This is a genomic window from Pseudomonas oryzae (assembly GCF_900104805.1).
Lineage (GTDB): Bacteria > Pseudomonadota > Gammaproteobacteria > Pseudomonadales > Pseudomonadaceae > Geopseudomonas > Geopseudomonas oryzae.
Genome location: NZ_LT629751.1, coordinates 1,417,763 through 1,430,808 on the forward strand (window position 1 = coordinate 1,417,763; position 13,046 = coordinate 1,430,808).

At 56.8% G+C, this 13,046-nt stretch carries 16 protein-coding genes and 2 pseudogenes; 6 read left to right on the plus strand and 12 right to left on the minus strand.

What is annotated here, in order from left to right; translation table 11 throughout:
• Positions 1–40 precede the first annotated feature (40 nt).
• Complete coding sequence (locus BLT78_RS06410; RefSeq protein ID WP_090348192.1) at positions 41–1,306, minus strand: site-specific integrase; 1,266 nt, start codon at positions 1,304–1,306, stop codon at positions 41–43.
• Positions 1,307–2,352: 1,046 nt separating this feature from the next.
• Here BLT78_RS06410 and BLT78_RS06420 point away from each other — a divergent pair.
• Together BLT78_RS06420 and BLT78_RS06425 are read left to right on the plus strand one after the other, a co-directional pair.
• Positions 2,353–2,625, plus strand: a complete 273-nt coding sequence (locus tag BLT78_RS06420; protein WP_090348193.1) for an HU family DNA-binding protein — start codon at positions 2,353–2,355, stop codon at positions 2,623–2,625.
• Positions 2,626–2,681: 56 nt separating this feature from the next.
• Complete coding sequence (locus tag BLT78_RS06425; RefSeq protein ID WP_090348194.1) at positions 2,682–3,371, plus strand: NUDIX hydrolase; 690 nt, start codon at positions 2,682–2,684, stop codon at positions 3,369–3,371.
• Positions 3,372–3,562: 191 nt separating this feature from the next.
• Here BLT78_RS06425 and BLT78_RS21575 read toward each other — a convergent pair whose 3' ends face one another.
• Entirely contained in the window at positions 3,563–3,805 is a 243-nt protein-coding gene (locus BLT78_RS21575; RefSeq protein WP_197673147.1) for a hypothetical protein, read from the minus strand.
• A gap of 263 nt (positions 3,806–4,068) precedes the next feature.
• Between BLT78_RS21575 and BLT78_RS06435 the strand changes: the two are divergent.
• Positions 4,069–4,492, plus strand: a pseudogene (locus tag BLT78_RS06435) (LexA family protein).
• Between the two features lie 20 nt (positions 4,493–4,512).
• On the opposite strand, the gene BLT78_RS06440 reads toward BLT78_RS06435, so the two are convergent.
• Positions 4,513–4,827, minus strand: coding sequence for an HVO_A0114 family putative DNA-binding protein (locus tag BLT78_RS06440; RefSeq protein ID WP_197673148.1), 315 nt, complete (start codon positions 4,825–4,827; stop codon positions 4,513–4,515).
• Between the two features lie 89 nt (positions 4,828–4,916).
• On the opposite strand from BLT78_RS06440, the pseudogene BLT78_RS21660 reads away from it, so the two are divergent.
• Positions 4,917–5,320: pseudogene (locus BLT78_RS21660) on the plus strand (Y-family DNA polymerase); the annotation flags it as partial.
• A 342-nt stretch (positions 5,321–5,662) separates the two neighbouring features.
• Positions 5,663–5,908, plus strand: coding sequence for a DinB/UmuC family translesion DNA polymerase (locus BLT78_RS21665; protein WP_231975781.1), 246 nt, complete (start codon positions 5,663–5,665; stop codon positions 5,906–5,908).
• A gap of 117 nt (positions 5,909–6,025) precedes the next feature.
• On the opposite strand, the gene BLT78_RS06450 is transcribed toward BLT78_RS21665, so the two are convergent.
• Together BLT78_RS06450 and BLT78_RS06455 are read right to left on the minus strand one after the other, a co-directional pair.
• Positions 6,026–7,417 (minus strand): DEAD/DEAH box helicase, encoded by a 1,392-nt coding sequence (locus BLT78_RS06450; RefSeq protein WP_090348195.1) that lies wholly within the window; start codon positions 7,415–7,417, stop codon positions 6,026–6,028.
• Positions 7,414–8,004: a hypothetical protein gene (locus BLT78_RS06455; RefSeq protein WP_090348196.1), complete on the minus strand. Its 591-nt coding sequence runs from the start codon at positions 8,002–8,004 to the stop codon at positions 7,414–7,416. The genes BLT78_RS06450 and BLT78_RS06455 overlap by 4 nt, the downstream gene beginning before the upstream one ends.
• 102 nt (positions 8,005–8,106) lie before the next feature.
• On the opposite strand from BLT78_RS06455, the gene BLT78_RS06460 reads away from it, so the two are divergent.
• Positions 8,107–8,349, plus strand: a complete 243-nt coding sequence (locus BLT78_RS06460) for a helix-turn-helix domain-containing protein (protein WP_090348197.1) — start codon at positions 8,107–8,109, stop codon at positions 8,347–8,349.
• Here BLT78_RS06460 and BLT78_RS21860 read toward each other — a convergent pair.
• From BLT78_RS21860 to paaK, 7 genes are all read right to left on the minus strand, one after another.
• Positions 8,336–8,695, minus strand: a complete 360-nt coding sequence (locus tag BLT78_RS21860) for a BPSL0761 family protein (protein WP_331715149.1) — start codon at positions 8,693–8,695, stop codon at positions 8,336–8,338. The genes BLT78_RS06460 and BLT78_RS21860 overlap by 14 nt on opposite strands.
• 36 nt (positions 8,696–8,731) lie before the next feature.
• Complete coding sequence (locus tag BLT78_RS06470; protein ID WP_090348198.1) at positions 8,732–9,124, minus strand: globin; 393 nt, start codon at positions 9,122–9,124, stop codon at positions 8,732–8,734.
• Positions 9,125–9,285: 161 nt separating this feature from the next.
• A complete protein-coding gene (locus BLT78_RS21345; RefSeq protein WP_157719495.1) occupies positions 9,286–9,714 on the minus strand; it encodes a roadblock/LC7 domain-containing protein in 429 nt (142 codons plus the stop codon).
• 52 nt (positions 9,715–9,766) lie between these two features.
• Positions 9,767–10,345, minus strand: a complete 579-nt coding sequence (locus BLT78_RS21350) for a GTP-binding protein (protein ID WP_157719496.1) — start codon at positions 10,343–10,345, stop codon at positions 9,767–9,769.
• Positions 10,342–11,025, minus strand: a complete 684-nt coding sequence (locus BLT78_RS21355) for a hypothetical protein (protein WP_157719497.1) — start codon at positions 11,023–11,025, stop codon at positions 10,342–10,344. The genes BLT78_RS21350 and BLT78_RS21355 overlap by 4 nt, the downstream gene beginning before the upstream one ends.
• Complete coding sequence (locus BLT78_RS06475) at positions 11,018–11,395, minus strand: hypothetical protein (protein ID WP_090348199.1); 378 nt, start codon at positions 11,393–11,395, stop codon at positions 11,018–11,020. Before BLT78_RS06475 ends, BLT78_RS21355 begins: the two co-directional genes overlap by 8 nt.
• A 239-nt stretch (positions 11,396–11,634) precedes the next feature.
• Entirely contained in the window at positions 11,635–12,951 is a 1,317-nt protein-coding gene (paaK, locus tag BLT78_RS06480; protein ID WP_090348200.1) for a phenylacetate--CoA ligase PaaK, read from the minus strand.
• Between the last annotated feature and the right edge of the window lie 95 nt (positions 12,952–13,046).

The following is a 13,046-nucleotide window of genomic DNA, read 5'->3' on the forward strand; positions in this document are numbered from 1 at the left end:
GAGTTTACTCTTCACGCAGCATTATTGCCTCTCACAGTCCTCATCTTTTAATAGGTAAATGTTTCGCCGAGTTGACACGTGGCTCGTCAGGAAAGTTGTAGTAAGTGCTCTGTGTAGTATTCATGCTGTTATGGCGCAAGTCAGCCTGTAGTTCCTTGACATCGCGATGTTGGGCATCGAATTTGGCCGATGTGTGGCGAAGCCAGTACAATGAAGCTGAGCGTAATTGGTCAACTTCGTCGTTGCTAAAACCCTCCTTGAGCATACGCGCCAATGAACGATTGAATACTTCCTGTAGTAGTCCTTGAATGGCGCGATCCGTGAGGCCGGAGCGGCCGGAGAGGGTGGTGAGCAAGGGATGCATCTCGTGGGGAGATGGTAGCGGCGGCAGGCCAAGATGACGGCGATAGCGAGTCAGATATGCTTCAACATACTCATCGCGCACGCTGATTTCCGTTGGCTTGTTACACTTGTCGAGCACATGAAACCACCAATTCCCAGAGGCATCATTACGGAAATCCCCCATGGTTGGCTGCCAGTTATCATGCCCGGCCAGGTCAGACACCCGTAAGTACATGCAGAATATGGTCGCCAGAATAAATAGCGTTCGTTCATGCTTAGGATTTTCGTCAGCCATCTGTTCAGCAGTCTTTAGTACGTAGCTCCATTGCAGTGGGGTAAGCGATCGGCCGGCAACATCCACGAAGGGTGTTTGTTTATAGACTTCCTTCTGTTTTATCTTGCGGAACGGATTAACGTCACAACTGCCCTTGTCTATAGCATTCTGGAAAAAGCTGCTGCACACGGCAAAAACTTGGGCCACTGAGGCTTTTGACATCTGATAGGGTCGACTATTCCGATCGGTGAAACTGATTAGCGATCGTTCACGCTTTGGAACGTTAATAGTGAACGGGCGCCAGTCGATGTTGAATATATATGCACCTTCCTTTCTGATGAAGCGTGTCATTTTAGTCGGACTGACCCAGTCCCGCGGTGGATTAAGGCAAAAATCCATGAACGACTCGGCGTCCTGGCGACGCATCTTAAACAGCGGTTTACGGGCGATTAGCAATGTCCACAGAAGCATCCGCTCAACTTGAGTGCGGTACGAGTTGAAGGTTGCTCCGTTGTTGGCGTAAAGTTTTAGGAAACTACGCACTGCCAAATATCCATCTACAGCTTTAAGATCGGCGGGGAAAGCTAGCACGTAATCGCGCACCAGCTTATGCTCTTTTACGAGCTCCTGGAAGTCCAGTTGTAGGAATTGCTTGTAAGTATTGAAAAGAGGGAGTGGATTATCTTTCATCTGGTGGCTCCCGAACAGTTGCCAGTGTTTCCCAATGGACTCAGTTCAATTTAACGGAACTTGACCACTATCTAGTTACCTATTAACACTACACATAGTAGATCAATTATAGGGCAGTGCTCTTCGAGGCTCTAATTGGAGCGGCGATAGACTACCGATGGCGGCGATTTCGACTCGCGACTCAGCTCCTGAAAAGCGGCCAGGCAGTCGTCAACTGCCTCGCGGAATGCGGCCTGCAGTTCATTCGACGTCTCGCCTTCGTAGCTGATCAGCGTGTGAATGAAGAGCATTTTGCCAAGCAGGCAGCTGTCCTCGGTGCTGACTTCGATAGAGCCGTAATACCCCCTGTATTGCAGAACATCGCTTACGGAGTCCCTTGGGCGTTCGGGGCGTTACTGGATCGCTCCTGCAATATAGGGTTTCGTTGCACGGCAGACTGATGGTGGCTTGCCGGCACTGTCGATATGGGGTTTCGCTACACACTCGTGGCGTGAGCAACCTCCGGCTCCCCTCTGTAATATGTGGTTCTGCTGCACGTCAGAGTGCCTCGCCGGTGATACAGGGTTTCCGCATGTTCACGGCCTAGGGTCATGCCGCCTATCCGGCAATTTGAGGTTTCGTTGCATGGTTCGTCATTTAGCCGTCGGGTCGTTCTGATCCAGCGGCGGCGCGATCATGCCTCCATATTGTCGAGCCCAAGCCCCCTCTCCCTGGCGGCGAACGGTGCAGCACTCCAATATATTGGCGGGCGCTGGCGACCTTTGGTCTGCCGGCGGCGTTCTGCGGCGGCGAACTCTATATGCGACGCGGCTTCCGGCAGCCTTCTGCGGTGGTCAGCTCCATATTGTCAAGCACAGGCGCCTTCATCGGCTTCGTTGCACGACCCGGCCGGACAAGTAGCTGGAAAGGGTGCCTCAGTTACTAAGTCAGGCCTCGCAGGCCGACACCAATGAGGTCGTGCCTGGGCCAGGCTCCAGCGGGTGACCAAGCCTGTGGTTGCCCGCACTGGTTATACTCGTGGGCCACCCTTCAACCTGGACCGAAGCATGAACAAATCCGAACTGATCGCCGCCATCGCTGCATCCGCTGACCTCCCGAAGACCACGGCGACCGCTGCCCTGGATGCTTTCACGGCCGCCATCACCAACGCCCTCCAGCAGGGGGAGAACGTCACACTGGTTGGCTTCGGCACCTTCGAGGTGAAGCAGCGTGCCGCGCGTGAGGGCCGCAACCCGCAGACCGGCGCCGCCCTTCAGATCGCTGCGGCCAAGCTGCCGGGCTTCAAGCCAGGCAAAAGCCTGAAAGACGCCCTCAACTGATCGAAGCGGGGCGCCCTGTTTCTTCTTGCTCATGTCGATCCAGGAGGGAGCGACCCATGCCGATCTTTCATCCCCAGCCCGATGACGAGGGCAAGCCTGTAGCCATCAAGTATCCGAGCACGCCGACGGGGATCGAGGCCTGGGCTGCCCCAGCCGCTATCGCCACGGTTGTGCCCGATGGCCCGGTGCCGACCGAGTTGAACGGCGTTGCCCTGACTCCCTGGGCGAACTACCCGCGCACCGATGAGGGTTGGGCTTACCTGGATGGGATCAATGAAGACCTCGACGAGCCGCCGATGGAGGCCTCCGGCAAGAAGCCGGCCGCCGGCGCCGTCATCCTGGAACCCGATGGGCGCGTCTGGGTGGTGCATCCGACCAACCAGTTCGGGGGCTACCAGGCCACCTTCCCGAAGGGCCGCGTCTATGCAGGCCTGAGCCTGCAAGGCGCGGAGCTCCGCGAGTGCTGGGAGGAAACCGGTCTCCAGGTGCGCATCACCGGATGGCTGGGAGACTTCGAGCGCACGACCACCCGCTCCCGGCTCTACCTGGCCAAACGTGTGGGCGGCACCCCTGCGGCGATGGGTTGGGAAAGCCAGGCCGTCAGTCTGGTGCCGCTGTCGAAGCTGGGTGCGATGTTGAATGGGGCGGCCGATAAGCCTGTGCTCGAGCGGCTGATGCAGGTCGTGGCCACGCGGCCGAAGCTCTGCCCGGAAGATGGCGAGGTGATCCGGCACAGCGGCAAGTGAGGATCTGGATGTGTTCGGCGTTGCGGTTGCCGCCGTGCGACGGTTTGGTATCAGAGAGAAGGCCTTTATCCCTGCCCGAAACGCGCGTCTGGAATCCGCCTCATGCGTCCAGCCCTTCCATTATTCAGCCAGAATAATTTCTGAAATCCCTTGGCCATCGGCATTGTTTCATCGCTGAACGCATCAGCAACCTAACGCATCACTACGGGCCACCGCCCGTGTATCGACTCGCATCCAAGCGGCGGCAATGAGGTCACCACGTAGATTCGTCGCTCATCACCGGCGGCCACCAGCAGCCCCTCGATGGCCTGGCCTTCCTCTAGGTCGAACCAGTGCGAAACTCCTGCCGGGTCCTTCTCCATGAACCGCTCTGCGGCGATCCGCACGTCCTGCGGGTGGAAGCGTGCCCACTTGCCCGCGCTGATCGAGTCCACCCGCGCCCATCCGGTGGCCGGCAGGTGGCCCTCCTGCTCCTTGCGCCGTCCTCAGGGCTGCCACTCCACAGAACCGTCAGCCTGCAGCACTGGCAGAGTGGCTTTCGGGTTGGGGAAGTAGACCTTCACCGGCTTGCCGCTCTCCGTATAGCGGCCTGCTACCTCGACACCTCCGCACATTTTGCACCTCCCATCGCAGCCTGGTTGCCGCATTGGCGGCACTGAAATACTGCATATAAACACAGCACTTAGAGCCTGCAATCATGAGTCTGACACTGCTTGGCCCGCTCCGCGCGTCCGTTCAGCAGGTGCCCCTGTTCTCGAATCCGGTCGCCGCCGGCTTCCCTTCGCCGGCCGAGGACCACATCGAAGCCACGCTGTCCCTGGACGAGCTGTGCATCCGCCACCCGGCCGCGACCTACCTGCTCCGCGCCGCCGGCGACAGCATGCAGGGCGCCGGGATCTTCGACGGCGACATGCTGGTGGTGGACCGCTCCATCGAACCGCGCCGGCATGATTGTGGTGGCCACCGTCCGCGGCGACTTCACCTGCAAGCGCTTGGAACGCGATGGCGATGACCCTGTCCTGCGCGCAGAGAACCCGCGCTACCCAGACATCCGTCTCGCCGCCAGCGAGGAGCTGGAGGTGTTCGGGGTGGTAGTGGCTGCGGTGAGGCGGTTTCTGTAGGCGCCTCACCGTCAGAATGCTCAGCTACTCACGGTGAAATCCAGATGAACGACGTCATATGGAAAAACCACCCCCTCTTCTCGGCGCTCTAGGATGCCGGCATTCAGCAGTGCATGGACATCGCCATGAACGGTCTTCAGATCCTTTCTGACCAAGCGCGAAATCGCACGCAGCGACATGGCTTCCTGCCCGGCTAGTGCGCGGAGCAGCTCCCAGCGGCGCGGCGACAGCACCTTCCAGAGAAGCTCCACGGAGGCGAACGAAATGAAGTCGCCCAGGTTCTCGCCGTGCAACGCTGCGCTCATCCGCGCCTTGGCATCGTCGACGTGAGACACCCCAATCTTTACTGTTCTCATCGTTACCCTCATCGCTCAACTCTTGGCAGTCATGTTGGCAAATTTGCCAACCACATGGGGTGTTGGTTATGAGGCCAACGACGGCTCTGTCGCCCACCTTCGCCCTGGTCGACTGCAACTTCTACGTCAGCTGCGAACGTCTGTTCCGGCCGGACCTGCGCGGCCTGCCGGTGGTGGTGCTCAGCAACAACGATGGCTGTGTAGTGAGCCGCAGCAACGAAGCCAAGGCACTGGGCATCGCCATGGGCCAACCCTACTTTCAGCTGCGCGACCTGGTGGAGCATCACGAGCTGATCGTCTTCAGCTCCAACTACGCCCTCTACGGCAACCTCTCGGCGCGGGTGATGTGCGTGCTCCGCGACCAGACCCCCGCATGGAGGTCTACAGCATCGACGAGGCCTTCCTAGATATCACCGGCCTGCAGGAGCCTCTGTCGGTCTACGGCCAGAGAGTGAAGTCCGAGGTACAGCGACTGACCGGCATCCCGGTGGGCGTCGGCATCGCGCCGACCAAGGCCCTCGCCAAGCTGGCTAACTGGTGTGCCAAGAAACACACTCGCAGCGGCGTGGTCGACCTCTCCGATCCGGCACGCCAGGAGAGACTGCTGCGCCTGGCCCCGGTCGGCGAGGTATGGGGGATCGGCCGCAAGCTGTCCGCCAAGCTCGAAGCCATGAACGTGAAAACCGCATGGGATCTCGCCCAGCAGGACCCTGCATTTATCCGGAAGGCCTTCAGCATCGTCGTCGAGAAAACCGTGCGCGAGCTGCGCGGCGAGAGCTGCCTTGCCCTGGGCGAGAGTGCCGAGCCGAAGAAGATGATCGCCTGCAGCCGCTCGTTCTCCGAGCGGATCACCGACCTCGAGGCGCTATGCGAGGCGGTGACTAGCTACACCAGCCGCGCAGCGGAGAAACTGCGTGCCCAGGGCGACTACTGCCGGCTGTTGCAGGTCTACATCCACACTGGGTTCTTCAACCCCAGCGAACCGAGGATAAGGTACAAAGTGGGCTGGGCGGGCTACACCAGGCATCACCTCCCTGGTGAGTTGCGCCGACTGAGCTAGTTACGCCGCATGACCTGAACATCGAGCATCTCACAGAATCATCTGTTTTGTTGGACGAGTCTGCTCAGGCAAATCTCGGCCAGCCTCACCCCACAGGGGCTGACAACTGTTCGACCTTCAGAAACAAGCCAACAGCAACTGCCGGTAGTGTTGCGAAAAGCTGATCTGATGGCTCGGCTCGGCAACAAAATCACCCAGCGAGTAGGCGCCCGCCGTACCAGCCCCAGGAGGCTGCCCAGCTTCACCACTACTGCGACCATCGGCCTCGCTGCCAGCGCCCATCCCATCAGCCATCGAGCCAGATGGGGCGGCTAGCATCTGCACCTGGCTCAGCACCGCCAGGTCATCCGGCAGATCATCGGCAATACGCTCGGCAAAGCTCCGCAGCGTGGGCTCTGCCAGCAGGAACAGCCAGGCTTGGTCATCGGGCTCGCCCATGCGCCGCAGTACCCGTCCCAGCACCTGTCGGTAGTGCAGCTCGGTACGGATGCGGCTGAGGTAGCAGCACAACTGCAGACGGGGGATGTCCGTACCTTCGCTGATCATCCCTACGGCAACGATCCAGCGACAGTCACTGTGCCTGAACGCATTGATCACCTGCTGGGCATCCGGAGTCCGGTTGGTCACGACCTGGCAACCTTCCCCCATGGCTTCCAGAACCTGGGCAATCTGCTGGGCGTGCTCGATATCGGTGGCGACTACCAGGCCGGCCGCATCCGGCTTGATCTGGCGAAGCTCATCCAGCTTGTCGCATCCCAGACCGAGCAGTTGATCGATCACCTCGTCATGGCGCAGCAGTTCTTCGTAGGTGACGGGGGACTCTCCCAATAGCTTAGCGATGCTGGGGAACAGCCTGACGGTACTCTCGGTCTCCAGCTCTTCCGTGAGCTTCACCTTCTGATTGTCGAGGAGAACGATGCGGGGCGAGCGGCACACCCCATCGGCTATGGCCTCCCTCAGGCCATAGCGGAAGTCACAGATCAGGTGCCCCTCGGGTGACGAGTAGCGGGCCAGGGCAATCGCTCGATCGTCCGAGCGCCATGGCGTTCCGGACAGCGCTAGGGTGAAGGTGGCACGATCCTGAATCCGTTGCAGGATCTGCTGCCCCCAGGCGTTGCTCAGCAACGGATCATGGCCGGCGCAGTGGTGGATCTCATCGAAGACGACGAATACGCGGTAGTCGTCGAGGAGCCGCCAGAATCCCTCGTCCCGGTAATCCATAGCCTGATAGGTGTACGCGGCCCCCACCGCGCCGAGCAGGCCGTCAAGACGCTTGCCGAGTACCGCCGCAAAGGTCGAGCGGAAGCCCTCGACGACCTGGCACGATGGCGCGAAGCAGAGCACCAGATCGACCCTGTCTTGCTCCAGCAGGCGGCAGGCCAGCTCTGCCGCCATGCGCGTCTTGCCGGCGGCCGGCGTTGCCTGGCAGAAGAAGTGCGACGTGGAAAGGAAGTGCTCCAGCGCCGTGTCGATGCAGCGGCGCTGCCAGTCTCGCAAGGAAGAGATCATCGCGCCGAGGCAAGCGTCTTGAGCGTCTTCTCGACGGCGCGGAGGTGGCCCAGCAGGCGCGAGCTGCGGTCTCTCGCCTCCAGGTACTCGTCTTCGACCTTGTCGCGGAGATGTGGCATTTCGTCGAGGAGCTGCTTGTATCGTTCCGCCTCGCCCATCGCAGACAGGAAGTCCAGCCTGATCTCCTTGAGGAGCGTTTCCAGATGCTGCTCCGCATCGGATGAAGGGTTGGGGTGCATGACGTCCTGTTTGGCTACTGGCGGCTCCTGCTCTGTCTCACACGCAGTCTTGAGGCTGTTCTCGAATCCACTGTCGACCAGCTCCAGTAGCAGATGCTTCGGGAATGGTTGCAGGTGGTAGACCTGCCCTCGAACGCGGCGCTCTTCATCCTGCACGAGCCAACCTACCCGTAGCATGCGGCGAATCTGGTCATACACGTATCGGCGCACATCACCGAGACGAAAGGTCATGCCTACCAGGCGCTTGGCATAGGCATCCCGCAGGTCACGGGTCGTGAACTGCGGGCGCCCCTCTTCCTGAAGCAGCTCATACAGCCGCCTGTCGAAGATGAACGAGGCAGATTTCATGCGGGCATCCGGTGGGTTATAGCGAAAAATGAGGATTATAGTCCGTGGCTTGTGCGTCCGCAAACGCAGGATAGTGCCGCCTCAAGTGGAGTTGAGGCGGTCATGGATCAGTTGGCGAAAGCGTTGGGGGTACGCATCCGGACGCAGAGAAAGGCCTGCGGGCTTTCTCAGGATGCACTCGCGCTGGCCTGCAGCATCGACCGCAGCTATTTGGGGCGCATCGAGCGTGGCGAGGTGAACATCACCGTCGAGAAGCTGTACCGCATCGCCAGCATGCTGAGCTGCGATCCAGCTTCCCTCCTGCCTCCTGAGACGGATTTACACAGCCCGACTAGTCGATGGTAGAGCTTAGGAACGGCTCCGTAAGGCTGTCCTCTCTCCGCTCTTCCACTTTCCCGGCAAGCAGCACTTCATTGGCAGTCGGGTAATGGCGCAACAGGCGACGTGCCTCATTGCGTACAGCCTCTGGCAGTGCCTGATCACGAGACAGGCTGACCAGAAATTCTCGGGTCTGAATGATTGCGCGGGTGCGCTCTGTCGGCATCGTCATACCTTTCTCCTTACACTCCGGCGCCACTATGTTGCCCAACCCGCCCGCACCCGTCAGCAGCTTGTAGATCATCGTGGCGAATACCCAGCTCTCGGCCACGTTGTTGAGCACTTCCAGCGACAGCTCTTCACGGTCAGTCATCGCATCGAGCACCATATTCGGGCACAGACTAACAGATCAGTAGTACGACTTGATCAGGTTGATGCCCTTGTCCAGCACCTCCCGCCAAGCTGCAATATCTTCACCGGTTACCTCTGTATCGTGTTGCTTGACGGCTAGCAGCAACGACTCCAGCCACAGGTCATAGAGTTCTGGGCGAATATCGAGATCTCTGCGGGAGTGGCTCTGTCCGAGGGCAAGAAGCTTGGTGTCGGGCATACCGCGGGCGTAGAGTACCAGATTGAGAATGCCGACGCGCAGCAGATGTTTCTGTACGGCCATGTCGGTTTTGACGAATTTATCGTGGATCTCAGGTGAGCTGGCTAGAAAATGCTGATAAAAAGTATCAAAGAAGCTTGAGCTGGCGCAGCAGCGTCCATAGCTTTGCATCACACGATTAATGGTGATCATGTTTTACCTTTTCAGTTGCGCGGGTTCGTTTTTGGAGCTAGAGCTTGTGTCTTGGCATGGTAAATGTCATGCCCGAGCGGTTAATTGCTCATCGTGCCGGCTTGTATGCGGCGAGCTCAGGCGTTCACATTTGATGGTGGGCTTTATGATATCCTGCGACATTAAGCTTTATTAACAATGAGGTTGTCAGGCGTGATGGTTGTCTTGATCTCATGAATCGTCGCCCTAACGCCGACCAGCACAACCCCCAAAGGCGCCGTCGCCCCAATCATCATAACTAACTGCGGGTGACTACCATGAAGGCGGACATTAACAACTTGCAATCTGCCAGCCTCAAATGTCTGCAGTTCAAGATTTTCTCCGGCAGAGGAAGGCCCGGCATTGTGCACAGCTTCCACTATTGCCTCTCCGATAGAGAAAAGCGAACCACTCAATGACGCCATTTTGCCTACCTGGCTTTCAGTCAGTCCCAGTGAGCAGATATTGAATCCATCCAATGTGGCCAGCACTACAAAACGTAGATTAGGTATACGCTTGGCCATTTTTTCGAGGTGCGGATGGAATTTTCTCCCAAGTGATAGGTGGTCCAACTAATAATCCTTTTTGTTGTTTGTCATTTCAATTGATATGCGGTGCGCGGGATTATAGTGGCCCAGTTTTGGTCGCTGGCGAGCTAAGCGCCATAGTGATCGTTTGAATGACGTCGGTCGGCTTTCTAGGGTCTGCAATCATTACGGGAGCAAAGTTGTTATATTTCGCGATGAGCTCCCGGAACGACTCTAGAACAGGCTCTGTGTGTTCGGGGTTGACTCGAGTCACTGCGATTGACAAGTTGGAGATGGCTCCGCGGCATGCCAATATCTCCAACCAGTCTCGGCACTCTGAGAGTCCGGTACTTCGCTCGCCAAACACCCATAGCACTACTGCCGAGCTGCGCGAAAGAAACAAATCCCAGATCGCTTCGAACCGATTCTGTCCAGGAATACCGATCAAAGAAACCCTTTTGCCTTCTGGGAAATGCCATTCGCCGTAGTCGAAGCCTACCGTAGTAGTATGCTTGCTCGGCACATCGGCAAGCATCTTGGTCGAGGCAACATCTGTGTTTACTACTGGAATATCTGAGACTGACCGTAGGGCGGTTGTTTTGCCAACGCCAAAAGGACCAGCGAACACGATCGAATGCTCGATCGGATTTCCGAGCACTATCTGAGGTTGGTTCATGTGAATTTCCGTATCATGCGTTTGAGAAGATATATAGGGTTATTGGGTTCCTTGTTTTCATGGTGGATCTCAGGCGGTATGCTGGTCGGTGGCAAATTTTTAATTGTCTCCTGTGGCATCTCTCGAACCTCTAGGATTCCGGCATTTTCAGCGTCTTTGAGCAGCTTTTCTAAACGCTCAGGATGCCCCACAAGCTGCCGTGCTGAGTCTAAGTCCATCCAGTTTTCAAGAAGCCTTGAGCAGGCCATGGTCAATTGCATGCAAGCTGTCGGCGAGAGCCCTTCAGAGTAGCTGGATATGTTTGGCCAGCGAGCTAATTTTATTCTTCGATTGATTGGTGGTCCGGTTCTTTCCTTTCTTAATAAGCATGAGTCAATCCATCTGAACAATAAAGCTGTATTGAGTGGAACCTTAAAGAAAGTCCAGCTTGGGTTGTGGTGGTGTGTGATTGAGGGTGCAAGAATGACTTTGTGGGTCGTTATATTCTCAACTTGTGTCAGTTCAAATTGATCCGGCAGGGTGCCATCGACAACCCACCAAGATGCATGATGCGGATCGTCACACCAAGTCCAGGATTCAGGTCTGGCGCTCAGTGCTGCCTTGAATACATGAACTAATCGTGAGTCGCGATGTGGTGACCACACGTTAAAGCGGTCAGGCTGTTTAGGTGTTTTATTCACGAGCTGTTTCTATGCTTGCAATCATCTTTGGTAGTGCGACCGAGATGAGCACGCCTAAGTTTACTTTCTTTGCGCTCATTACAATCCCTTGCAGTATGTCGTCACCATGGCGAACGACCATTGCCAAGTGGTCGTCCGCCAAGTCAATCAAGTAGTAGCGATTGAGTTCTGGAAATCCAGAGTCGGACAGAGTACCCGCAAGCGACCTTGTTACTTCAGTGAAAAGTGCTACGGCTGCAGGCTGCGGGCTGAGCTCCGCCAGTGCAAGGCCAGTCGAAAAGTCCCATATTGATGTAATGAGAAGGCTATCTTTTAGTACGCTCTTTAGCTCAATGATCGCAGCTTCTAATTTCTCGATGTTGATGTTCATGTTATTCCTTTCAAAGGATTTTTATTAAATAGTGGCAAAAAAATCACGTACCTTTTGAGGCAGGCGATCCCTGAAAAAGCCTGCCAAGCCAAGGTGGCGTGCGCGACGCAAGAAGCCAAAAAAACGCGAAAACATTTCATGCCGCACTTATCAAAAATGTTTTTCTCTATTCGTCTGGATGAATTTTGGATAATTCTATTAATGAGCGCTTGCCTGACTCTAAAAAACGATCTCTTACTTCAGGCTCGATTGCGCTTGTCATAGACGTGACAGGCTTTGCCCTCTGATCGCCTTAAGGAGTAGCTAGGGCGCAGCACGATATGTGCACTAATGCCAACAAACACCTTGATGTGCTTACCCAATTCGGTGCATATGGCCTGCTGCTGTTGCTTGCTTAGCTCTTCGTGTTCGCGCCTTAGCTCCACGTGGACTTCTATGCCGTCCAGGTTGCCGTTGCAAAACAGGTGGATCTCATAGTTCTCGGAAAACTGTTTGATCTTTAGTACTTGCTCCTCGATCTGGGTCGGAAAAACATTCACTCCGCGGATGATGAGCATGTCGTCGCTACGACCGGTAATTTTGTCTATGCGTCGCATCGGTCGCGCGGTTCCTGGTAGGAGGCGAGTCAGGTCGCGAGTACGGTAGCGGATCATTGGCAGTGCTTCCTTGGATAGTGAGGTGAAGACCAACTCGCCGTATTCGCCGTCGGGCAGCACTTTGCCAGTCGTGGGGTCGATGATCTCGGGGTAAAAATGGTCTTCCCAGATGGTCGGACCATCCTTGGTTTCAGCGCACTCCATGGCTACACCAGGCCCCATGATTTCCGACAAGCCATAGATGTCTAGTGCGGTGATCCCCATGCGCTCCTCAATGGCGCGGCGGAGCTCAGCTGTCCATGGCTCTGCGCCAAAGATACCCAAGCGCAAAGGTAGTTCTAGCGGGTCTATGCCTTGGCGTTCGAGCTCGTCAGCTATGTTCAGCATGTATGATGGGGTGACCATGATGATGTCAGGCTTGAAGTCGCGGATCAGTTGGACCTGCTTTTCAGTCTGACCACCGGACATGGGAATCACGGTACAGCCCAATCGCTCGGCGCCGTAGTGTGCACCCAAGCCACCGGTGAACAGGCCATAACCGTAGGAAACATGAACCTTGTCGCCCCTACGTCCGCCGGCAGCGCTAATGGAACGGGCCACCAGATTAGCCCATGTATCGATGTCTCTCTGGGTGTAACCGACCACGGTGGGTTTGCCGGTGGTGCCGCTGGAGGCATGCAGTCTCACGATCTCCTGCATAGGTACGGCGAACATGCCGTAGGGGTAGTTGTCGCGCAGGTCGGCTTTGGTGGTGAATGGGAACTTCGCCAGGTCCTCTAAAGACTTCAGGTCTTCGGGGTGCACGCCCAACTCATCGAATCGCTGGCGGTACAACGGCACGTTGTCATAGGCCTGCTTCAGGCTCCAGCGCATGCGGTTCAGTTGGTGCTGGCGCAACTGGTCGATGCTAGCGGTCGCCATTTGGTCAAAAAACGCCTCTGTAGAGGTGATCGCATTCATGGTTGCACTCGAATTGTTGTTGTGATGGCTGCCTACTGTTGGCAGGGCGAAGACCCCATTGCACTCTCGAATCAAGTTTTCTCTATTAATAGCGT